Source organism: Sphingobacterium sp. UBA2610, from assembly GCF_002339225.1.
Taxonomy (GTDB): domain Bacteria; phylum Bacteroidota; class Bacteroidia; order Sphingobacteriales; family Sphingobacteriaceae; genus Sphingobacterium; species Sphingobacterium multivorum.
Map to the genome: position 1 here is coordinate 1 of NZ_DDKA01000035.1, position 22943 is coordinate 22943.

At 33.5% G+C, this 22943-nt stretch carries 17 protein-coding genes; 9 read left to right on the forward strand and 8 right to left on the reverse strand.

Going from position 1 to position 22943, the window contains the following annotated elements; all coding sequences use genetic code 11:
• Window positions 1–422: 422 nt before the first annotated feature.
• The 4 genes from B4Z47_RS24160 to B4Z47_RS24175 form a co-directional block, all read right to left on the reverse strand.
• Window positions 423–1388: a glycosyltransferase family 2 protein gene (locus B4Z47_RS24160; RefSeq protein ID WP_070569063.1), complete on the reverse strand. Its 966-nt coding sequence runs from the start codon at window positions 1386–1388 to the stop codon at window positions 423–425.
• A gap of 83 nt (window positions 1389–1471) precedes the next feature.
• A complete protein-coding gene (locus B4Z47_RS24165; protein ID WP_070569060.1) occupies window positions 1472–2749 on the reverse strand; it encodes an HlyD family efflux transporter periplasmic adaptor subunit in 1278 nt (425 codons plus the stop codon).
• A gap of 3 nt (window positions 2750–2752) precedes the next feature.
• The gene (locus B4Z47_RS24170) at window positions 2753–4939 is read right to left on the reverse strand and encodes a peptidase domain-containing ABC transporter (protein ID WP_083296078.1); all 2187 of its coding nucleotides are present in this window, start codon (window positions 4937–4939) and stop codon (window positions 2753–2755) included.
• A 308-nt stretch (window positions 4940–5247) separates the two neighbouring features.
• Window positions 5248–8058, reverse strand: coding sequence for a thiopeptide-type bacteriocin biosynthesis protein (locus B4Z47_RS24175; protein WP_070569056.1), 2811 nt, complete (start codon window positions 8056–8058; stop codon window positions 5248–5250).
• On the opposite strand from B4Z47_RS24175, the gene B4Z47_RS24180 reads away from it, so the two are divergent.
• The 9 genes from B4Z47_RS24180 to istB all read left to right on the forward strand — a co-directional run bounded on the left by B4Z47_RS24180 (window position 8051) and on the right by istB (window position 19706).
• Window positions 8051–9229 carry a lanthionine synthetase LanC family protein gene (locus B4Z47_RS24180; protein WP_083296077.1) on the forward strand — a complete coding sequence of 393 codons (1179 nt, stop codon included), beginning with the start codon at window positions 8051–8053 and terminating at the stop codon, window positions 9227–9229. The two genes, B4Z47_RS24175 and B4Z47_RS24180, sit on opposite strands and share 8 nt — an antisense overlap.
• A gap of 39 nt (window positions 9230–9268) precedes the next feature.
• Window positions 9269–9460, forward strand: coding sequence for a hypothetical protein (locus tag B4Z47_RS24185; protein ID WP_070569050.1), 192 nt, complete (start codon window positions 9269–9271; stop codon window positions 9458–9460).
• A gap of 101 nt (window positions 9461–9561) precedes the next feature.
• Window positions 9562–10509, forward strand: coding sequence for a hypothetical protein (locus B4Z47_RS24190; protein WP_070569047.1), 948 nt, complete (start codon window positions 9562–9564; stop codon window positions 10507–10509).
• A complete protein-coding gene (locus B4Z47_RS24195; RefSeq protein WP_070569044.1) occupies window positions 10445–12115 on the forward strand; it encodes a galactosyltransferase-related protein in 1671 nt (556 codons plus the stop codon). The genes B4Z47_RS24190 and B4Z47_RS24195 overlap by 65 nt, the downstream gene beginning before the upstream one ends.
• A 6-nt stretch (window positions 12116–12121) precedes the next feature.
• Entirely contained in the window at window positions 12122–13216 is a 1095-nt protein-coding gene (locus tag B4Z47_RS24200; RefSeq protein ID WP_070569041.1) for a hypothetical protein, read from the forward strand.
• A 61-nt stretch (window positions 13217–13277) separates the two neighbouring features.
• Window positions 13278–16304, forward strand: coding sequence for a protein O-mannosyl-transferase family (locus tag B4Z47_RS24205; RefSeq protein ID WP_286709529.1), 3027 nt, complete (start codon window positions 13278–13280; stop codon window positions 16302–16304).
• A gap of 201 nt (window positions 16305–16505) precedes the next feature.
• Window positions 16506–17159, forward strand: a complete 654-nt coding sequence (locus B4Z47_RS24210; RefSeq protein ID WP_286728108.1) for a glycosyltransferase family 32 protein — start codon at window positions 16506–16508, stop codon at window positions 17157–17159.
• A gap of 196 nt (window positions 17160–17355) precedes the next feature.
• Window positions 17356–18933: an IS21 family transposase gene (istA, locus tag B4Z47_RS24215; RefSeq protein WP_228429327.1), complete on the forward strand. Its 1578-nt coding sequence runs from the start codon at window positions 17356–17358 to the stop codon at window positions 18931–18933.
• Between the two features lie 74 nt (window positions 18934–19007).
• Entirely contained in the window at window positions 19008–19706 is a 699-nt protein-coding gene (gene istB, locus B4Z47_RS24220) for an IS21-like element helper ATPase IstB (protein ID WP_227550218.1), read from the forward strand.
• Between the two features lie 353 nt (window positions 19707–20059).
• Here the strand turns inward: istB and B4Z47_RS24225 are convergent, their stop codons facing one another.
• From B4Z47_RS24225 to B4Z47_RS24240, 4 genes are all read right to left on the reverse strand, one after another.
• Window positions 20060–20644: a hypothetical protein gene (locus B4Z47_RS24225; protein WP_070569033.1), complete on the reverse strand. Its 585-nt coding sequence runs from the start codon at window positions 20642–20644 to the stop codon at window positions 20060–20062.
• A gap of 5 nt (window positions 20645–20649) precedes the next feature.
• Window positions 20650–21288 carry a hypothetical protein gene (locus B4Z47_RS24230; protein WP_070569030.1) on the reverse strand — a complete coding sequence of 213 codons (639 nt, stop codon included), beginning with the start codon at window positions 21286–21288 and terminating at the stop codon, window positions 20650–20652.
• A gap of 44 nt (window positions 21289–21332) precedes the next feature.
• Window positions 21333–22421, reverse strand: coding sequence for a TlpA family protein disulfide reductase (locus B4Z47_RS24235; RefSeq protein ID WP_286728116.1), 1089 nt, complete (start codon window positions 22419–22421; stop codon window positions 21333–21335).
• Window positions 22422–22527: 106 nt separating this feature from the next.
• Complete coding sequence (locus B4Z47_RS24240; RefSeq protein ID WP_070569024.1) at window positions 22528–22824, reverse strand: hypothetical protein; 297 nt, start codon at window positions 22822–22824, stop codon at window positions 22528–22530.
• Between the last annotated feature and the right edge of the window lie 119 nt (window positions 22825–22943).

Here is a 22943-nt window from a genome sequence, read left to right on the forward strand (position 1 = left end):
TGCAAGGGATATCTGTATTAAAAATGCTAAACTAGGAAATTTTTGATATTCCCCCAAGAAGTCTACTTGATCCGTTTAATGCAGAATGATCTGATTGATTTTTGTTATTAACACAAAAAAAAGCCAATCTTGCGATTAGCTCTTCTCAGTGATCCCGCTGGGATTCGAACCTTGTCCGAAAATCAGTGTTTAACAATATTTTGAGGCTCTTTTGTAATTCGACTCCCCGAATAACGCACCTTTTTTCAAATACATTTTAACTGCAAATGCTATGTATAAATATACATATTTTTATGTATATATTCAAATCCAAATTTGGTATATTGTTTCATCTCTAAATAAATGATTTTACTTAGTTAAAAAAGCTTTTTGTGTTTGAAAATATAGAAAATAAAATAAAAATGGTTAGTATTTAAGTTTTATTACAAAATTAGTTTAGATATATAGCCTCTTATTTTGCTATCTTCAATTTGCTTTTTAAGTTCTTCTTTAAAATATTGTATTGCAAGGCTAATAAGAATCCTATAAAGGTGTTGTTGAGATAACATCCGGCTTTGATTGTTGTAATCAAGCATTTTATTCAGAAGTCTTTCAACCCTTAACTTATCATATAACTTTTTAGAAAAGTATTTATCTGATAGGTCTTGAATAATATCATATTCTGACAGCGTGAGCACTTTCCCAAAATAATAAGCAAATATTTCCTTCCTAATTACTCTGGCATGTTCTTGCTGTATTTCAAACTTCGATATTGTAATTCCATCAAAATTTATTCTGTAAGAAAGAAGAATATCTTCAATACCAAGAATTCTAAAATATTTGCTGCATTGAAAAACAAAATGATAATCGGATGCGTATAAAAAACGCTCGTCATATTTAATCCCGTGCTTTTTTAATAAATGGCTTCTTATGAAAATTGTAGACTGTAATATATAATTATCTAATAACAACCTAACCTTAAGATCTTTATATTTGTAGTTTCTTTTAACTGTCCCTTTTTTATGACCATTTTCATCTATTAAATTATAATTGCAGCTAATTGCTCCAACGCGCTTATGTTTTTCCAAGAAATCGAATTGTCTACGTAGTCTATGAGGCATAGAAATATCATCTGCATCCATCATAGCAATGTACTTACCACTGGCTTGTTTAATACCATAATTTCTGGCATAGTAATTTCCATGGTTTTTCCTCAACCTGTACAACCTAATTCGATCATTATTAAAACTTTGGATAATTTGCACAGTATTATCTATAGAGCCATCATCCACAACAATCAATTCCCAGTCTTCATGACTCTGCTCGATTATAGAAACTATGGCTTCATAAGCGTATTGTGATGCATTATAGCAGGGCATTATTACTGATATACTGACACGATATTTCATAGTTGAATAATTATTTCAAAGGCACGCTATAGTTTTTAAAAAAAGTAATGATAATGGACTTTATGCCTTTAAATTTTTGTAAGTTAAAACTTCAAGCTTTTTGTTAAGTTATCCCATATCCTTTTAAAAATCGATTTATCTTCAGTAATAATTTCTGCGTCACCATATATTCCAGGCTTTAAAATAATTAACGAATCAGTAGCAGATCTAAAAAGTGTCACTTTTGCAAAAAACACGCTATCTTGCATTGGTATGTCCGAGATATAATCTATTTTTCCATTTAAATAGCCGTAATCCTGATATGGGTAACTACGAACTTTTATTAATACTTTCTGTCCTTTTTTTACTTTTGCAGATACTACCTGTGGAAGCATGAGTTCGCCATAATATTGATCGTTATTTGGGTTTACGTAAAACAGAGGCTGATCAATTTTAACTGACTGGTTCTCTTGTAAAAAAGAACCATATATGAGTTTACCATTTACGGGACTTGTTAATATAAATTGTCGCTTCCAAGTTTCAGCTTCACTTATGAAGCTATTTAGCGCCTGTACAAATTTTTTGCTCTCTTCATTGATTTGGTTACTTAGGTCTGATAATTCTCTGTTTTTAGAAAGTATATTACCTTCATAACCAATCAAGTTATTTTCCATTTGTGGTATAGTTTGCCTTTTTGCGAGTAGTAATGCTTCCTTTTGATGAAGTTCAGAAGGGCTTATTATTTTCTTTTGAGCTAACAACTGGTATTTTTCAAACTCTTCTTCGGCAAGTTTTAGTTGTTGATGTTGCAGTTTAAAAGATTGCGATTCTTTTTCATATTGTCTTGCTAAATTAATCTTTTCCTGCTCTAAAACTCCTCTTTGTTTTTGGTAGATCCCATCATTGCTTGCAGCTCTATAATTTAAATATGCAAGATAAAAATTCTGATAACTTCCTTGCAATTCTCCAAGATTCAATTTGTTAGGAGCAATCAGGCTTTCTAAATTATAATCTTCGTTATCAACTTTTTTCAAATTTTGTAAACGGTCGATCAGCATTGTCACTTGACTATGGTCTGCGGTACTTTCGAGATAAGCTAATTCCGTCCCTGTTTTTACCCAATCTCCGTCCTTAACCAAGATTTTTACCAAGATGCCGTTATTTCTACTTGTAATAATCTTTGGAGCATTTATACTATTAAATTTTACAGAACTTGTCACTATTTCTGGGAAGCGTATAAATACGGATAATCCTAATATCAATACAACTGTGCCTAGTATCAAAGAGATGCCTCGTTGCAATAACCAAGAGGGCGGTTTAGTAATAATTTCATTTAAATCTTCCGAATGAAGATCTTCTTGCATCAAATTAGATTTTTTCATTCTTTAATTTCCAAGTTCCAATTGATTTTTTACCAATTCAAAATATCGTCCTTTTAATTGTGTTAACTCTAAATGAGTACCTTGTTCTACAATTACTCCCTTTTCAATCACTACGATATTGTCTGCGTTTTTTACTGTACTCAAGCGGTGTGCAACAACAACAACCGTCCTATTTTGAAAAAAACGATCCAAATTTTCAATGATTACTTTTTCATTATTAGCGTCGAGAGAATTGGTTGCCTCATCCAGAAATATAAATTCCGGTTCCTTATAAACAGCGCGGGCAATCATAAGTCTCTGTCGTTGTCCTTGACTAACCCCCTTACCACCAGTACCGATCTTGGTTGATATTCCAAAAGGTTGTTCTGTAATAAATTCATCCAGATTTGCGATTGTGATAGCATTTTGTAAACGCTCTTCATTTGGAAACTCATCATTGATTGCAATATTACGTTCAATAGTATCAGCATAGATATAGTTGTCTTGCAATACAGCTCCGCAACTGTCCCGCCATAACGTAAAATCTAACTGCTCCAGACGTTTACCACCGATAAGAATCTCCCCTTCCTCATAATCGTAAAATCTCAACAACAACTTTAATATAGTTGTTTTACCACTACCACTCGTTCCTACTATCGCAGTTGTTTTGCCAGAAGGAAAAGTCAGGTTGAGTTTATTAAATATAGGCTCATTACCTGCGCCATAATAACGGAAAGTCAGGTTGCGAATTTCAATATCTCTCTGAGTTGGCAATCTTGAAAGGTAATCTTTTCGAATATCTTCTTCTTCTTCCGTCTCGTATATTTCATTCAGTCGTTCCATACTAATTTTGGCATCCTGATAAGATTGCATAAAGCTTAACAAAGACTCGACGGGGCCGTTTACCATGCCGACAATATATTGAATCGCCATCATTCCCCCAAGAGTAATTTCACCATCTATAACTGCTTTGGCACTTATAAAAGTGATTAAAATTCCTTTGGCTTGATTGATAGCCATCGATCCAAGCGACTGATACTGTGAAAGCGCTAGACTTTTTACTTTAAATTGAAATAATTTGGCTTGTAATGCCTCCCATCCCCAACGTTTCTGCTTTTGGGCATTATTAAGCTTGATGTCTTTAATGCTCTGAATCATTTCTACCATATAAGTTTGATTTTCGGAACCTATCTTAAATCGTTTATGATCGAGTTCTCTTCTAAATTTCATAAAAAACAAAATCCATAGAGTATATAAAATAGTTGCTACGAAAAAAACTACAAAGATTATTTTATTATATATTACTAGCAAAGTCCCAAAGATTAGCATATTGATCAATGAAAATAAGGTGTTCAAAGTGTCTCCTGTGAGAAAAGCTTCAATACGCTGTTGATCTGACATCCTCTGCATCAAGTCCCCATGAGTTTTTAGATCAAAAAATGACATTGGAAGTTTCATGATCTTGATCAGTAAATCTGTCAAAATTGAAATATTCACTCTAGTGCTGATATGTAGCATGATCCAGGACCGAATAAAGGAAACTGAACTTGCCCCAACAAAGAGCATAAGCTGGGCGATTAGAATTAAATTAATAAAACTGATATTTTTGGTATTGATCCCAATGTCGACGATGGATTGAGTTAGAAATGGAGTGATTAATTGTAGAACTGTTCCGAGAACCATTCCAAGAACTAACTGTAGGAAAAGCTTTTTATATCTAAAGAAATACCTGAACATCTTACCCCATTCCAATGTAAGTTCGGTTTCTTCATCATCTAACTGATAAAAATTTGGACTAGGACTTAATAGAAGGGATAGGCCTGAATGTAGTTCCTTAGTAGAATACCAGTTTCCAGCAAATTCTTTTTCCCCATATGAGACCAGACCAGTCGCCGGATCGGCAATAAAATACTTTCCTTTTTTGATTTTATAGAGTACTACAAAGTGATTTTGGTTCCAATGCAGGATACATGGCAATTCTACTTCAGCAAGTTGTTCTAGGTTTAATCGTACTCCATAAGTCCGGAAACCTAACTTTTCCGCGGCTTCGGAGATACCCAGCATATTAACTCCGTTTTTAGTAGTTTGACAGAGTTTTCGGATTTTATGGATGGAAACCAATTGCCCATAGAATTTAAAGACCATTCGGAGACAGGTTGCACCGCAATCCATCATATCCATCTGCTTGTAATAAGGAAATTTTTTTAGCACTTTCTTTCTATAATTATTGATTGGTTATATTTTAATTGATCATGTAGAACATAAATACCTTTGTTGAAATAATACGGATCACCTCAAGAGTTGTCCTTCTATATAAAACTATCTATTTTAAATTACTGGTGTCATACATTTTTTTTAAATCCATGCTGAACTTCCAGATTTTTATAAAATGACGAAACATTTAATCGACTTAGGGACAGCAAAAATGTAGACGTAAAAAGTTTGGCCTCCCGATATATCTTTTATTTTCGTTCTTTACATAATTTAATTATCCCTCAGGTGTAAACAATTTAACAGTTTTATGTCTGCGATTGAAATTTTTCTTTCAGTGATAGATAAACTTTGATCTCGTCGTTCAACGGTGAATTTGATAGCCTATTGCAATGCATGTGAATATAATTCCATACATATTTTATATATAGTTTCCTTTCGGTGTAATTAACTGTGTTCCAATGACGCTTAAATTCAATTGATCTCTTGTTGATTAATAATTCAAGATTGTTATCGATAATATTTATTTCCGATTTAAAAATATGATTTTTTGCATATATATTAGGGAAAAAACACCTAAAGATCTCGATGAAATCGTTAATTACGGAGATGTCCAATAATCCTAGATCATCTAAATAAGACTCTACCGAATAGGCAAGTATCGAAAAGAATTCTGTCCTTGTTTTTTGATATAAAAGTTCACTAGAAAATTTACTGTCCAAATAGAAAATATCTTCTACAGTTTCTATCGAATGATAGAAATATCTTCGTCGCTCGTCTCTGTAAACATCCTTTGTAATTGTAAGATTTTTGAATTTTGAATTCAACGAGTCAATTAACAATTCAAATAGAGAGTTTCTATTTATTAAATCCTCGATAAGGAATCTAAAACGGATATGGTTCTTTCCATCGTTATACCTCAAGAAAAAGTATTTTTTAATTTTTAGAGAACTTAAACTTCTGTTAGCAATCTCTATTACATCCATTATAATTTCATCACAATTATGCTCATCGCAATAAACTTTAATATACAGCCATTGCAGCAAATTGTTAGACAAAAAATCACTCGGTTGTGTAATTGAATTAATTTCACTAAGTATAAAATCATTAAAATTAATATCAGAAGAATCCTTCCTTTTTATTTGGGCAATTAGTTCATGCTCGTACTGAATTTCATTTGTACCAGGAATATATTCTTGAATTATAATTTCGCCTTTTTCAATTTCTTTTTGTACGATTTCCTCTGAAAGTGATAACTCCTTTTTCAATAAAATTGGATCACCAAATTTATCGATCAGTAGAAAGATTTCTGGAAGATGATTATTAGTTATGAAATTTTTGTATACTTCCATATCGGTAAATCTCCAAGTCTTTGGGGAAATAATAATGTCTTTATATCGGATCCTAGGAAAATAACATTTATTCCTCTCTATTAAATTACTATTTAGAATATTTTTCCAGGAAATAATGCTTAGTTTAGACTCATTTTGCAAATGAATTTCGTGCAAAAATTTTAATAATAAATCATTTTGAAATAGTGGTGGAAATAAAATATTCGTAAATTTTGGTATAATCTGTTTCTGATGTATCAATGAAAACAATAAAACTCTGTCCATATAAGTAGTCACATAAATATCTGATATATCGATGCTAATTTTTTCCTCATTCTGTTTATAAAAAAAAGAACATTTATTATCTGTTTCATTTACAATATTAAATGTACGTACATGCGGCAAAATGTCTACTTCAAGAGTTAGTACATCTGATTCGATTGAAAAGTTCTCGACATATTCTTTAACCTCTTTATTATATTCAAAATACCTATTTAAATATTTTTCGATGGGATAATTATTGATTTGATGTAATAAAACCCCATTAGATTCTAAAACTTTATATTGGATAGTTATATTTTTTGAAATTTTTTTATTAAAATCTCTGTCAATTTTTATATTTTCGAGCAAGATCTCATCTTGAACTATATTCTGTTCTATTTTTTCTTTGATTAAATTTATTATATTTTCATCTGATTGTCGGACAACTTCTACCGGCGCATCCTTAAAAATTTCGAGCACATCAACTAATTTGGCAGGAGTTTTTATAATGCTCTCCATTTTATTAATAAACGATGAAAAATTATATTGTTCTATTTCACTAAATGAAAGAATTTCTTCTATATTTTCTTCGAGACATTCCAAAGGCCTTTTAGGTACAGTTAGATGCTTTGTATTAAGATTAGTCTGACCTTTGAAGATTTTAGTGTCATTTATGCCACCTTTTTTTAGTATTCTAATAATATTTTCGCATTCAATTATAAAATTATTCTCCATACCGCTTTTAATTGACTTAAGGCTTTTTTGTATGCTGACAAGATTTTCTTTTAATATCTTGGTTTGCTCGCTAGAGCCACAATAAGCAATTAATCTTTCAAGATAAGATGATTCATTCAATATAAATGGAAAATGTCCACTTATCAATAACCCCTGACTAAAAAGCGTACTCAAAAGAGATTCAGCTTCCAACTTCACAATATCAAATTCAGAAATTAAATAATCATATATTTCTTTATAATTTTTATACTGTTTTTTTTGTAGCCAAGAAAGCAACATCATAATACCTTCATCAAAATTAATAGTTCTTAACTCCAGTTTCCCTGTTACTTCATTATGAACATAGAATTTAATGAATTCGCCATGGACAAAAGTTGTATCATTCGCTTTTAGTCTTCCAAATAGAAAAACATCTTTATTTAAGTGGAAATACTTCCATAAAATATCGTTATTGATTTCAATTTTCTTTTCTCCTTCCAGTATTTTTTTAAATAGAAATTGGTCTGAGGCTTTAATAATTCCGACATATGAAAAAAAACCGAATGGAACTGGCCTTATTAACATTCTTGAAAAGTATTTATATAAGGTTAAGAGCATCTTCTTTTCCTTACTTCTTTTTCTATATCTTGATCCTGTTTTTCTCTTCTCAAGTTCATAATACAAGTCAATATCCACTAACATAAAAGATTCAATATTTTCATTAATAATATCTTCTATATTTGTTAGAATATTATCATTAAATCTATTAACTTGTCCTGTACAAATCCTAATAAAAACAGAGTTTATGAGCATGCGAATTAAATTTATTGATGAAGTTGCAAGTTATATTAACCAAACAGATTATTCAAATATAAAAAGATTTGATATTAAGTACGGTGCATTGGGTCATTTACTTTTCTTATATACGAAAGATAAGTTATTTGGTAATACACTGTCTCAGGATAAAATATTAAATACCCTTGATCTTATAAGCAATAATATACGAAATCATGATATTGAAGGTTATTTATTCGAACAAATTTCAGATTTCGGTAATTTTATTAATATACTAGCTAAGGATAACGACTATCGGAAATATTTACCAAAAGAAATGATTTCAATCGATAATTTCGTACGATATGAAAGTATGCAGGCATATAAACAGAAGAATATAGAGCCTATTGACGGTATTTTATGTGGTGGATATTATTTCTTGGGTAAAAATGATGCAGATTCGAAAATTGAACTCGAATGCATTGTGAGGCAATTGTACGATATTTCTATTGTTGAACAAAATACTATGTATTGGATAAATGAAAGTATTACCCCAGGAGAGCCAAGAATCTATTTAGGGTTAACACATGGTATTGTTGCAATACAAATATTTGTTTTACAATGTACTATAAGAGGTGTCTTACCGGAACTTTGCCATGAAATAATACATAAGAGTTATAATTTCATCATTATGAATATTAAGAAAGATACTAGCCATAGTTTTTTTCCCATATATCTTAATGAAGCAAATGACATTACTAGGGTAGAGTGGGCCTATGGCGACCTAAGCATTGGATATAGCCTTTATTTTATAGAAACATATTTGAACAAAATTGAAAATGGAAAACCCAGTGCTTTAGTAATTAACATTATGGAAAAATGCCTTTTAAATGAAAATCTTAATAATGTAACCAGAGATTTTAGTTTAGGCTACGGTAAGGCCGGCGTATCACTAATATTTCGATTATTCTATGAAATTACGAAAGATAAAAGATATCTGTTAAAATCCACCGATTTAACGGATAATATATTGCAAAGTGCTTCATTTAGTGAAAAATACCTTGGTATAGCACCTTGGGCGAGGGTTCAACCTGATGAATATTTAGATCGTATGTCATTTGTTACTGGTTTGTCTGGAATAGCATTAAATCTTATTACTGATGTTAATCCAAAAATAAAATTTTATAAAAAATTTCTTTATTTGATATGAAAATTATAAATTGGGTTTTAGTAATTAATTTATTAAATCATGAAAAAGAAAATTAAAATTAACCCAACATTCGATGTTGACAAGCTCGTAAGCTTATCCCAAAAATCTATGAAAAATGTAATTGGAGGTGCAGACGCTACTTTTCCAGGAGGAACATTACCACCAGAAACCAATTACAGCGTAGGGTGTGATAGATTAACAGGTACTTGTGGAAGAATTTCCGGAAGCTAATTGAGATTTGAGAACAGCATTTCAAAAATAATTTTGAGATGCTGTTTAATTTCAAATATCCATTTTATGAACCAATACAAACAAATTATTAAAATATTCGGATGGAGGGACTGGCCAATTTAGAAGATCTTAGCGGCTTTAATAATTATTCTTTTGCAAATGGCAATGTTGGGGTATTCTTCGCATACATTTTATTAGCGGATGCTTCTTCTGATGAAAATCTATATGATACTGGTGTCGCCATCTTGGAGGATTGTATTGAAAAGCTTCCTCAATTTGATGAGTCAAATTTCTTATTATTTTTTAACTCGGTTCTGTATCTAGAAAAATATGATTTAATTGATCTACCTGAGGATTTCTTCCTATTGTCTGATGAATACGTTAAGAAGAAAATTAGGACAACAAAGATAAACTCAGATGATCTGAGCTCATTTCTGGTTCTTAATTATCTTGGATATAGATATGACAAGTTGAAAGATGATTATTTTATATTTCAGGGAGCAACATTTTTACTTTGTGAATTAATAATGTATGTCGATAAATTTTTGAATAAAAAAAATGATTCAATTTCCTTACCCAAGCATCTAAAATTCTTGTTCTATTGCGAACTCCTTATCAAGGTCTATCGTGAAGAAAATATATATTCAAAAATTTGTTATTCTATTGAGGAGAGATTATCAAACATTTTTAAAATGATAACTGAAAAGGAATACAATCCCAGCTATTGTAATTTCAAATCTGTCTATTTCGATGTGACAGAATCAATCTTTGAGACAAAGAATATTCGTCGTAATTTATCTTTTCGGATCCAGCATGCTTATATAGTCGAAAAATTTGAGGACGTTTGTCTTTTAAATCTATTGGAAAATAGCTCCAATTTTGGTCTTTTAGATTCCAAACTGGGCATCATCTTAAAAAATACTTTAGGCAAAAAAGTAAATAACCGTTTATTTATTATGTTATTATATTACTCAAATTATAACTATGATTTATCTTTCAGCCCAACCAGCAGAGTTTTATTTCAAATGGCAACTCGAGATTCTGCTTAATAACTTTTCTCGTTTAGGGGTAGCATGTTCTAATATCCATGTGTTATTTAGTTATATTGATGATATAGATCCTAGAGTTTTACAATTCGTTGACCAATATAGTGATCGGGCAAAGTTTTTCTTTTATGAAGATACACGGACTAGAAGAAATTATCTCTCATCCATAAGACCACATATAATTAAAAAGCACTTTGACTATTTTCCTGAGCTGGAGAATGAGGATATTTTCTATCACGATGCTGATATAATATTCCGCCAGATTCCTGATTATGAACTTATGAAGAAAGGACAAAGTGAAAGAACATGGTATCTGTCAAATTCCAATGAATACATTGGTTTGGAGGTCCTAAATTCTTTAAACCCCAATATTATACATGATCTGTGTCATATCACAAATGTCAATCCCGAAGTTGTTTTTAGTAATTACTTTAGTTTTGGAGGAGCTCAACATATTCTACGAAAAGTTTCGAGTGCTTTTTGGAGTAAACATGAGCATGACTGTGAGGAAATTTATGATTTCCTTTCTAAAAATCTCGAAAAGTATAAAGAAGAATATATTTCAGCAACTGAACATATCGACCGCGAATTAACACGAGATTTTAAGGCCCTACAGGTTTGGTGCAGTGATATGTGGTCTTTAGTGTTAAATGCTCATTTTTTTAAATTCAAAATTGTAATTTCTAAAGAACTGGATTTTTGTTGGCCATATCAAAATATTGATCATTGGAATTCAGTAAATATTTTGCATAATGCAGGAGTTTTTGTAACCAATGCTCATGAATTATTCTATAAAGGTCATTATAAAGAATTTTCTCCATTTAAATCCCGACTGGATTATGTAAATAAAGAGAAATGCTCATATGTTTATGTCCAAGCAATTCTAGAAACTATAAAAGCTAGGAGATACAAGAACTCAAATGTTGTTATTTTTCTTTTAATTAAAATTGATTCTGATGATCGAAGAAGAAATGTCGATATATTTTTGAAATATATGGAAAAGCATTTTAATTTTTCAATTGTCATATGGGAAGTTGATAATAGCCGTAAATACTTTCCGAAAGAATATAAAAGTTTGAGCTATACATTTATTAAAGATGAGACAGAAACTCTTTATAGAACTAAATATTTTAATAGATTTATGAGAGAAACCGAGAAGAATATAATAGGATATATGGATTGCGATTGCTTTGTTAAAACTTCGTCTATCATTGAATCTATAGAGGCTATTGAATCAGATTACACATTAGCACTACCTTTTGACAATTACTTTATAAATATTGTTGATGATGATGCCATAAAATCTTTTGATAGGGATTTGGAATTAAATCTTCTTATAGATACTAAAAATCAAGTAGTCATAACTAATTCAGTCGGAGGTGGAGTTTTTGTGAATAAACATTCATATACTGAACTTGGGGGAGAAAACGAATCGATTGTTGGGTGGGGGATAGACGACCTTGATAGGGTATTTCGCGTTCTTATCGACGCAAAAAAAGTCCACAGGGTAAAGGGGGATTTGTATCATTTACATCACAGAAGACCACAACTGTCATCACAAGAATTAGAAAAAAATGTTATTGCATTCGTTAATTCTTTCACAGAATAAATTATTATGAAATACTTATTGCTACTTGTAAAACTCTGTATTTTATTTTCCGCTTATAGTCAGGGAACACCGTCCATTGCCGTTTCACCTATAGTTGATTTAGAAATGCCTATCAATCAGAAGATTGTCAATACTGTCGATAGTTTTTTAAGGTTTAGGGATGACTACACTAATATTAATAGATATAAATTTTGCGAAAGATCTGATTTTGACCGATTTGGTAGCCCATTTTTCTTCCTGCAAGACATGGAGAATAATAATTCTGGAAAACATGTTTTCGACCCTTGCATTATGGAGATAATACCATGGATTCCTCAGAAGCAATTTATTGTGAAGATCAGTTTTATCTCTTCTAGCAAGCCCCTTTTGAAAGCTATAGTAAACGTAATAGCAAAGTATGATAATGATACGGTAAAAATTTCTTCTTATCTGAATTTTACTGAGCAGACATGGCAAAGAATGGAAAAAGAAGAAATGACCTATTACATTAGTAGAAATAGATTGAAGAATATTAATAAGGACATTAAAGATCAAATAAAGTTTAATAAAATAATTTCTAAATATTTTGATTTACCCAGGATCCCATTAACTTACTATTCTGCATCGACAGTAGAAGAATTTTTTAATATGCAAGGTTTTCAATATCATCCTATGATGTTCGCTGATAGTACTGGTGGCGTTGTTTATAAAGATAATATACTGTCTGCGAATAATTCGGAATATTATCCACATGAAATCAGCCACCTGTATATCAGGAAAGCCGTGCCGGGTATAAATCAGTTCTTCGACGAAGGGCTTGCTACTTATTTAGGTGGAAGTGGAACGCTATCTTATGAGCAACTTAAAGCTATATTCAAAAAAGAAGCTAGTAACATAGATATTTGGAAAGTTTGTCAATCTAGTATATTTGACAAGTCTTATTGGAAACATGATTTTCCTGCCAGTTATGTTATTGCAAGTGTTGTGTGTGAATATGGTATCAAGAAATATGGGAAATCTGAGTTTTTAAAATTGTTACAAAATGAACGCGAAACAAAATTAGTCTTTGAGAAGCTAGGTTTAAATAATGAAAATATACAGGAACAATTGCTTAGGCTTTAAATCAATTTATAGGACTGATAATCAACTGCAAATAAACTTTTGAAAATTAAGTGTAATTTTTATGAACTATACTAAAATCAACAATCTTTTAGGATGGATATGTGCGCTAATAGCAACTGTAGCGTATGTCATGACTGCCGAACGATCGACGAGTTGGTGGGACTGTGGTGAGTTTATCGCCTCAGCCTTTAAACTCCAAATTGTGCACCAGCCAGGAGCACCATTATTCTTAATGATTCAAAACATTTTCTCCAATCTTGCAGGAGGTGATGTGACACGAATTGCTTTTTGGATGAATGTGGGATCTGCTGTATGTAGTGGTCTGACTATTCTATTTTTGTTCTGGACAATTACAGCTTTAGCAAAGAAAATCGTTGTAAAAGGTGTTGATGGATCATATACATCACCCGATTTAATTAAAATATTCGGTTCGGGCGCTGTAGGCGCCTTAGCGTATGCGTTTACCGATACATTTTGGTTTTCTGCAGTAGAGTCCGAAGTATATGCCATGTCTTCTTTATGTACAGCCGTCGTATTTTGGGGAATTCTAAAATGGGAAAACCACGCTGATGAGGCTGGTGCTGACCGTTGGCTGATCTTTATCGCCTATGTGATGGGACTATCAATTGGAGTCCATTTATTGAACTTACTTGTGATTCCTGCTATTGCCTTGGTAATTTATTTTAAACGATCAAAAACAGTGACCTCTTCGGGTGCGACCAAAGCGTTCCTGATCGGCGTTATTGTGCTTGCCCTGATTTTATGGGGTATCATTCAATATACGGTCAAAGCTGCTGCATATTTTGATCTATTCTTTGTGAATAGTTTGGGTATGGGCTTCGGTACCGGATTTAATCTTTTTTTTATATTGGTCATTGCTCTTTTTGTTTATGCTGTATGGTACTCGATCAAAAAAGCAAAGCCGATGTTGAACCTGATTCTGATCAGTACCGCATTTATCATCTTTGGTTATAGTTCTTTTGCGATGATAATGGTACGGGCCAAAGCGAACCCTACCTTAAATAACAGTGATCCGGATAATGCTTTTTCTTTTGTCAGTTATTTGGGCCGGGAGCAATATGCGAGTGAGCCGCTTTTAAACGGACCAACCTTTGATGCGCAGGTGGAGGACGCTGTACCGACCTATACCTATAGAAAAGACAAGGATAAATACACGAAAGTAGAGAATGGCATGGATTATAAATACAATAAGACAATGTTCTTCCCGCGTGTCTATAGTTCAAGAGATCAGGGGCATATCGATTATTATCGTGATTACCTCAAGATTCCGGAAGGGCAATCTCCTACATTTGGGGATAACTTAAAGTTCTTCTTCAGCTATCAGATCGGACACATGTACGGCCGTTATTTCCTTTGGAACTTTGCTGGCCGTCAGAACGATCAACAGGGACAAGGATCATTTACTGAAGGGAACTGGATCTCCGGTGTTAAACCTGTTGACCAGATGCATGTAGGTGGACAAAATGCGATTCCGGATTCATTGAAAACGGATCCTTCAAATAATAAATACTATTTCTTGCCTTTGATCATTGGGTTGATCGGTGCATTCTGGCACTTTGGTAAAAGACAACGTGACGCCGGAATTGTAGGGCTATTGTTCTTCTTCACAGGTTTAGCTATTGTTTTGTACTTAAATCAAAGTCCACTCCAACCACGTGAACGTGATTATGCCTATGCAGGTTCGTTCTACGCTTTCGCCATTTGGATCGGTTTGGGGGTATTTGCCATTGCAGATTATTTAAGCAAAAAAGTTGATGGTAAGATGGCTGTAGGTATTGCAACTGCTGCTTGTTTATTAGGTGCACCAGTATTACTGGGATTCCAAAACTGGGATGATCATGACCGTTCACAGAAAACAACAGCACGTGATTTAGCGAAAAACTACCTGGCTTCCTGTGCGCCAAATGCGATCTTGTTTACCTATGGTGATAACGATACCTACCCATTGTGGTATGTACAAGAGGTTGAAAATTATCGTCCTGATGTACGGGTGGTGAACCTAAGCCTTTTGAGTTCCGACTGGTATATGCGTCAAATGAAACAAAAGGTGAATCAAGCGGATGGATTGCCAATCAATATTGATGACGAAAAGTTCAAAAAAGGTGTTCGTGAGGTGCTTTATTATCAAGATATGAAAGTTCCGGGTCACGTAGATCTTGATTTGGTGATGCAGATTTTATTGTCTGATGACCAAAAAAATAAATTGGAATTGCGAGGTGGTAAATTTGAAAACTTTTTACCGACCAAAAATTTTAGCCTTCCAGTGAACAGGGAAGCGGTGTTGCAAAATAATGTTGTTCCAAAAGCGTGGCAGGAGTCTATTGTGGATACGATGAGCTGGACCTATAATAGAAACTATGTATCCAGAGCAGAGTTGTCAATCCTAAACGTGCTGTTGAACAATAACTGGAAACGTCCGATTTATTTCGCTGCAACCGTTCCAAATGACAACTATCTTGGATTGGACAAATATTTGGTCCAAGAAGGTTTTGCCTTACGTTTAATGCCTATTGCTACTCCCGAGGGATCTGAAGGTACTTTGGTCGATACGCAATCTGCTTTCAAAGATATTACCACGAAATATCAATGGGGTAATATGGCGAATGCTTCTTATTTAGATCCGGAATCCTATCGCATGATCACGATGATCACGAATACGGTGATGGGCGGAACTGCAACGCAATTAATGATGGAAGGTCATAAAGATGAAGCGCGTAAAGTGGCTGTTGAGACTTTCGAGAAGATGCCAAAACGTGTATATCTGATGCGTGATATATTGGGTTATATCCCGATCATAAACGTATTATACGAAACAGGTGAAAATAAGCGTGCGAATGAAATTGTCAATCGTAATCTTAAATTTATTGATGATAATATTAAATGGTATCAAAACATCTCTGAAACCAAACCTGAACTCGAATATGATAATATTAAGATGGCGATTCAGGCAATTGAGTCTTATCACAAAATTTTTTCTACGGTTAGGAATCCAGATAACGATTTGGTAAATAGAATAAATGCGACTAGGAAACTTCTCCAAGAAACATATTTATCAGAATCAAATTGATAGTATTTATATTATCTAATTGATCAGTCCTATTATTTTTTAATGGAGATGAGTAGATAGTAGAAAAGTTTTTATCTGCCTTCTAAGACTTGATTTGCTATATTTAATTTCAGCCATTCTGTAGTAATTAATATGCGGATTAATACTAATAAAGTATAATTTCCACTGCTAGTTATAAAGAATTTTAAAATTTAAACAACTATGGTTCCTAAAATTATTCATCATATTACTGGGAGAAAACCTTCTGATTTGGTTAAAACATGTCTAGAATCATGGAAACCGTTGTCAGCTTATGGTTTTACATTCAAGATTTGGAATGATGAAAAGATAGAGAGATTTATTAAGGATAATTATGGATATGCTTTAGATGCTTTCAAAACTGCTAGAAATCATGCTGAAGCTGCCGATATAGCTAGATACCTTATTACTTTCCATTATGGTGGATATTATATAGATTGGGATATACATCTAATAAGTTTAAAATTATTCTGTGAATTAGGAGACGTTTATAAAAATGGCTATCTTGTAATAGATCCATTAAACGATACTCTTGCATCAGAGCATTTTGCAGCTAAAAAGGGAGAGATTTTTTTGCTAAGAATTGTGGATGATATTGTTGAAACTTATAACAGGGGAGAAAGGGATTTAATGTATACTCCTCAATACTCTGGCCCATTTCGTATGAAGTATTCACTTTCGAAGCACAAATACACATCTCAACAGAAAATCCCTGTTAAAGAAATTTTCGAATATAGCTACGATGAGATCCGTGGTGCAAAGGAATTTTTAAAATCAGGGATTATGGTCCATTTTTGGGAACATTCTTGGCTGTATGGATATACTGGAGCATATTGACCCCTCAAAATCGAATTAATTTTAGGGATGCATATTGCGTTTAATGCCCATATTCAACTGCCATACTGGCTCATGTTGACCCCCTAAATTCATTATTAGTTCATTGTGCTGGAGCATGCTGACCCCTTTGCGAGTAGTTTTTGTTACTTAGTGATCAAACAATTTTGGATCACTGATGGCTGGAAAACCAAAACAAATGAGTCAGATAAAGCAATTAATTAGATTGTATCAGAGCGGCAGTGGAATAAAAACGATTGCCCGCATTCTTGGAATGAGTAAGAATACAGTTCGGTCTTACCTGAAAAAGATGGCCGATGGCGGGTTCAATACCGAAGAACTGCTTAAGCAAGAGGACCCTTTATTAGAAAAATCTTTTCATTCAGGTAATCCTGCATATAAGGCAGATAAGTTTGAATACCTGAAGAGCCGTCTTGATTATTACGAAAAAGAACTTAAGCGTACCGGGGTCACCAAACAGTTGCTCTGGCAAGAGTATATTGAGAGCGACCCCACTGGTTATAGCTATCCACAGTTCACATATCACTTAAGGCAACAGCTTGTCTCCAGAAAAGGCAGCATGGTGATGGAACACATCGCTGGCGACAAACTGTATATTGACTTTTCTGGAAAGAAACTCCATTATATCGATCGGTCCACAGGTGAACTGATTGCCTGTGAAGTATTTGTTGCCTGTCTTCCTTTCTCAGATTACGCGTTTGCCATCGCCGTACGCTCTCAACAAACTCCCGACTTTCTTTACGCGCTGAGCTGTTGCCTGGAGGCTATGGGAGGTGTACCAAAAGCCATTGTTCCCGATAACCTAAAAGCGGCAGTGATCAAAGCAGATAAATATGAACCAGTCCTGAACCAATCCATGGAAGACTTTGCCAACCATTACGGCACAGTTGTAGTCCCGGCCCGTTCAGCTCGTCCTAAGGATAAGTCGCTGGTAGAAAACCAGGTAAAAATGATTTATAGCCGCGTATTTGCACCCCTTCGAAACCAGCAGTTCTTCGATATACATGCACTTAATCAAGCTATAAACACCTGTATGGTAAAGCATAACCAGACGCGCATGCAACAAAAACCATATTGCCGAGAAGAGCGTTTCTTAAGTGCAGAAAAGTCTACACTGGATGAGCTTCCAAGTGAGCGATTCGAGTTAAAGTACTACGCAGAACTCAAAGTAGGAAACAATGGCCATATCTACCTGCAGCGCAACAAACACTATTACAGTGTCCCATTTACCTACATCGGAATGAAAGTGAAGCTTATCTATACGCGTACTATGGTATCGATCTATTGTCAAGGAAAACAGATCGCTGTGCATATACGGAGTTATAGGGAAAATGCCTATACCACTGTTGCAGAACACTTAAAGTCCGAACATCAGGCCTACAAGAAACGAAGTCATGAGACCTATTTAGCCCGAGCTAGAGAGCACTCACCAGAGTTCCATGAGCTTATGCAAGTTCTTTTTAAGCGAGCCCGCTACCCTGAACAGTTATACCGTACCTGCGACGGTCTATTCAAGTTAAAGCGGGACTTTCCAGTAGAAGAGTTTGATAAAGCATGTAAGTATGTTCTAAAAAACAAGCTTTACACTTACTATTTCTTTAAGAACGTACTTGAAAACGGCATCGCTAACAGCGAAGAAGAACCGTTGGTAAAAGACGCATTGCCAGAACATGCCAATATACGAGGTAGAGCATATTATGCAAGTAGCCAGCCGACACACTTTGATCAACCAAAGGACGGATTGGGTGCGCAATGACCAAGAAATAGCAGAATGAACATAATGAACATAATACATGATATAAATACACTAAAATGAACATTGAAACACAAATGAGAGCGTTACGCCTACACGGTATGGAACGTAACTGGAAAGCTCTGAACGAAACACGCCGGAGCACTGAACTCACTCTTTCTGAAGGGTTAACCCTATTGTTGCAGGCAGAAGCAGATGAAAGGGACGAAAAGCGGTTTGACCGCCTTAAGCAGAATGCGGGGTTCCGCTATCAGGCTTCAATAGAAGAGATAAACATGGTAGCTACCAGAGGGTTGGATAAGGGAATGATCACTGCCCTAGCTACGGGCGAGTACATCAAAAAAGGAGATCCGATACTGATCAGTGGCGCTACAGGCTGCGGGAAGAGTTTTCTAGCCTCTGCCTTAGGTCATCAAGCTTGTGCACAAGGTTATAAGGTACTGTACTTTAATCTGCAAAAGCTACTTCTAAAGACGAAAATGGCTCGTTTGGAAGGTACGCTACATAAGTTAATGGATAAAATATCAAAAACAGACCTTCTTATTATTGACGATTTCGGCCTGGTAAACCTAGACCAGCATCAAAGATTGGACATGATGGAAATAATTGAAGATAGACATGCTAAGGCATCTACAGTGATTGCAAGCCAGCTACCGGTTGCAAGTTGGTATGATGTAATTGGAGAAGATACAATTGCGGATGCAATACTCGATAGGCTAATTCATGGCTCATATAGAATTGAGTTAAAAGGCGAAAGTCTAAGAAAAAAGAAGTAATATTGTCAGGTCATCAGTTGGACTGAAGAAATCCTAAACAGAGGGGTCAGTATGTCCAGCAGAGGGGTCAATATCACCATTATATCCAGCTGTAAAAATCCATGTAGACACATTTCAAAATTGACTATTGCAAATGTGTTTTATCTAATGGTAAAAAAACTGACAGTATTTCAAAGATTTTTATATTGTATTTCGCTCTCGCTGTAAATATCTGTCCTTAATGGTAAATCATATCTGTGAAAGTGGTCTAAAATTCATCAGAGATTGCGGGCCACTTTAATTATCTAAACTATGGATTTGAAGTTCTAGGTTCGATACCTTGATAACTCTTAGATTTCTAGAGAACTTTAAAATTATAATCTGCTAAAAATGTCCTGTAATTCCCTTAAAGCATTTAATTTTTTTGAAGAATTTTTAAAATTTTCAAAGTATCTATTCCCATTTAATCCAATAAAAGGATGAATAATAAATTTTTGGCATGTAAGCTCATTTAAACAGTTCCAAAAGTCACTATTCTCAATATAAGATTGATTTAGAATATCATTATAAATAGATGAAAATATAATAATACAATCTGAATATCCAAACTTATCAATCCAATTCAATTTGGGAGAGATCGGTAAACTCTGCCCAATATACAGTGCATTAGCTAATAGCATCTTAATATTCAATTGTAAAGAATTATTTATACAGTTTAGAAGATCGAGGTGGCGTTCACTTTCAATAAAAAACTCATTGTTAGAAAGTAGTACGACAAAGTCATCATCAATATTCTCTAAAATAAATTTTTTTGTTAATTCTAACAAATTGTTCGAACTGTTAACTCCTTCCTGTTTTCCACGCGCCATATTATCTACTTGATCCTCGATCTGGCAATCGGTGAAATTTAAACATAATGAAGGAACAGTAAATTCCCCCAATAAAAGTGGCTCAGTCATACATGTTATATTTTATAATATCTGGCAATGGTGGAAAGTTGGTTTAACTTTACACTGCTTCGACCAAAAATCCTAGAAATATACCCCTCATTACCATTGCGTTTTGTTACATCTGAATATCCAAATTCTTTTTGAATTGAAATAAAAGGGAATAGTACGAAATTACGATCTGAAATGCTTGAAAATTCGTAGTCGATGGCTCTTCCTTTTTCAAATTTTAAATTTAAAATTGTATCATAAAATTTTTTGAATATAATAGTAAACTGAAAACCATTGAACTGATTTAACCAAAATAAATTTTCCTTAACAGGAAGAGCCACATCAAACCAGCTCGCCCCACCGATCAGTAAAGCTGGTTGATATTTATGGATTGAATCGATCATGTTTAGAAAGGAGATTTTATTATAAGCATCAGTGAATGAATGATCATCTTCACATATTATAATATAAGGATGATTCTCTTGATTAGCATTTTCAACTATTTTGTGCACCGTTAACCATAATCCCCACGAACCAATACTATCTTTGATAGCCGGAATTAACTTTATATCAAACTCATCACGGTTCTTAAATTCTCCTATTATATGTTGACGTCTTTCAAACCTTTCTTCTAAATTAATTATATATGTCTTAATTCTTGTCATCCGGCTTTATAGGGTCTCAAACTTCACCATTTAAAATAATCTGATTATTCTAGTACATTATTAATGAATTTCCGGTACTCTTCAAGTAGTTTTTCGGAAAAACCTTCCGTGCGCTTCAAGATTTTCCCGTTTTTATCCGTGAAAATTATTAGCGGAATCGCGGAGCAATCATATTCCATCTTTATTCTATTAAAATCATTTTTTTCAATGATAAACTGATCCCATTCCATGTTTTCTTCCTTCAGTGCTTTGAGCCAATTGGAGCGTGTCTTATCAATAGATATACTTGCCATATAGAAGTCCTGAGAAGTTGTTGAATTTTTAATATTTTTCAATAAAGGAATTTCTGAGCGACATGGAATACACCAACTAGCCCAGAAAATAAGCATATTCAACTTTTTATTTTTATTTATACCTTCTTTTAAAATATTATTAGAATTTCTGAGAGTCAACAAAGAAGTTAATTGATTAACCTCTTTCCTGGTCATTAGATATTTATTTAATTCTGCAGCTTTTGTTGATTTTTTTACCCTATCATCAAACATAGACAGCAATTTGTTTAACTCTTTATTGGTAAATGAACTTTTATTATTAAATAATTCTCCAAAAAGATAGAATGAATAAGGATTCTCTTTTACAAGTCTGCTTGTTTCATTAAAACTCTCGGTATGTTTTTGGGGGCTTTCATCATTTATAATGCCAATATTTTTTGGATAATTCTGCTGATAGAATCTATTTTGTCTGCCAGCTTCTATGTTTAAAGGTTTTAAGTTGAAGATAGAAGTAACACCGGTCCAATCTCCTTTTATTTTGATTAGTCCATCATCGGTCATAAACGCAACGCTATTGTTCTTACTCAATTCATTATTAATAAAGGCTAGCCTGAGCATCTTATTTTCTTTGTTAAAATACGCAACACTAGCCAAAATAGGTTCTTGATTATTTTTGATTACAAATTTGAATTTTCCTTCTTTATATTCCGCAGAATCTAATTTATTGCTCCATTGATATGCATCCACTAAATACAATTTAGATGAAGGAATACCTATTACTTCACCTTCTATCACTGACCTATATTGGGCTTTTGAATAGGAGATAAGTAAACACAAAAAAATAAGATACCCAAATCTCATATCAATAAATTTTTAACAACCACTGATTTGCAACTCTAAAGAACTAGGTTTATATTAATAAACTTAAAATCATTTAGGTGAAAGATCAAAATAATTCAATAGAGAACTATTTCGTTCTCGTACATCTACTTACACCATTATTGGAACTAATATCTACTTCAGATCCCGAACCTAAGTCACAGAAACAGCCAGAGGTATTTTCACGGCATTCTCCAGGAAAGGATGTAGAGTTCCCTTGCGAATCTGTATAAACAATAGAGCAAGCATCACCATTATAACATTTAGAATCACTTCCGCTTCCGTCATCTGAGCCGCTCCCAAAGTAACCACCAACTATATTCTTTAACTCTCCACGGGATAATGCATCGGGGGCGTTATTGACGCCGATTTTCAGTTTTTTCATAATTTTTCTGTTAATTAATAATTTTATATTGGTTATATTTAAATAAAGTAAATTACTTTTTCTGTATAAATCACTGATTCTTGGAGGATTCGAGAAGCAATATAGAGATATTAAATAGT

What these genes read in the sequence shown, in the direction of transcription:
- B4Z47_RS24185 (WP_070569050.1), top strand. Translation starts at nt 9,269, where the DNA reads ATGAAAAAGAAAATTAAAATTAACCCAACATTCGATGTTGACAAGCTC.
- B4Z47_RS24235 (WP_286728116.1), bottom strand. Translation starts at nt 22,421, where the DNA reads ATGAGATTTGGGTATCTTATTTTTTTGTGTTTACTTATCTCCTATTCA.
- B4Z47_RS24175 (WP_070569056.1), bottom strand. Translation starts at nt 8,058, where the DNA reads ATGCTCATAAACTCTGTTTTTATTAGGATTTGTACAGGACAAGTTAAT.
- B4Z47_RS24165 (WP_070569060.1), bottom strand. Translation starts at nt 2,749, where the DNA reads ATGAAAAAATCTAATTTGATGCAAGAAGATCTTCATTCGGAAGATTTA.
- B4Z47_RS24160 (WP_070569063.1), bottom strand. Translation starts at nt 1,388, where the DNA reads ATGAAATATCGTGTCAGTATATCAGTAATAATGCCCTGCTATAATGCA.
- B4Z47_RS24190 (WP_070569047.1), top strand. Translation starts at nt 9,562, where the DNA reads ATGGAGGGACTGGCCAATTTAGAAGATCTTAGCGGCTTTAATAATTAT.
- B4Z47_RS24180 (WP_083296077.1), top strand. Translation starts at nt 8,051, where the DNA reads ATGAGCATGCGAATTAAATTTATTGATGAAGTTGCAAGTTATATTAAC.
- B4Z47_RS24240 (WP_070569024.1), bottom strand. Translation starts at nt 22,824, where the DNA reads ATGAAAAAACTGAAAATCGGCGTCAATAACGCCCCCGATGCATTATCC.
- istB (WP_227550218.1), top strand. Translation starts at nt 19,008, where the DNA reads ATGAGAGCGTTACGCCTACACGGTATGGAACGTAACTGGAAAGCTCTG.
- B4Z47_RS24225 (WP_070569033.1), bottom strand. Translation starts at nt 20,644, where the DNA reads ATGACTGAGCCACTTTTATTGGGGGAATTTACTGTTCCTTCATTATGT.
- B4Z47_RS24210 (WP_286728108.1), top strand. Translation starts at nt 16,506, where the DNA reads ATGGTTCCTAAAATTATTCATCATATTACTGGGAGAAAACCTTCTGAT.
- B4Z47_RS24195 (WP_070569044.1), top strand. Translation starts at nt 10,445, where the DNA reads ATGATTTATCTTTCAGCCCAACCAGCAGAGTTTTATTTCAAATGGCAA.
- B4Z47_RS24200 (WP_070569041.1), top strand. Translation starts at nt 12,122, where the DNA reads ATGAAATACTTATTGCTACTTGTAAAACTCTGTATTTTATTTTCCGCT.
- istA (WP_228429327.1), top strand. Translation starts at nt 17,356, where the DNA reads ATGAGTCAGATAAAGCAATTAATTAGATTGTATCAGAGCGGCAGTGGA.
- B4Z47_RS24205 (WP_286709529.1), top strand. Translation starts at nt 13,278, where the DNA reads ATGAACTATACTAAAATCAACAATCTTTTAGGATGGATATGTGCGCTA.
- B4Z47_RS24230 (WP_070569030.1), bottom strand. Translation starts at nt 21,288, where the DNA reads ATGACAAGAATTAAGACATATATAATTAATTTAGAAGAAAGGTTTGAA.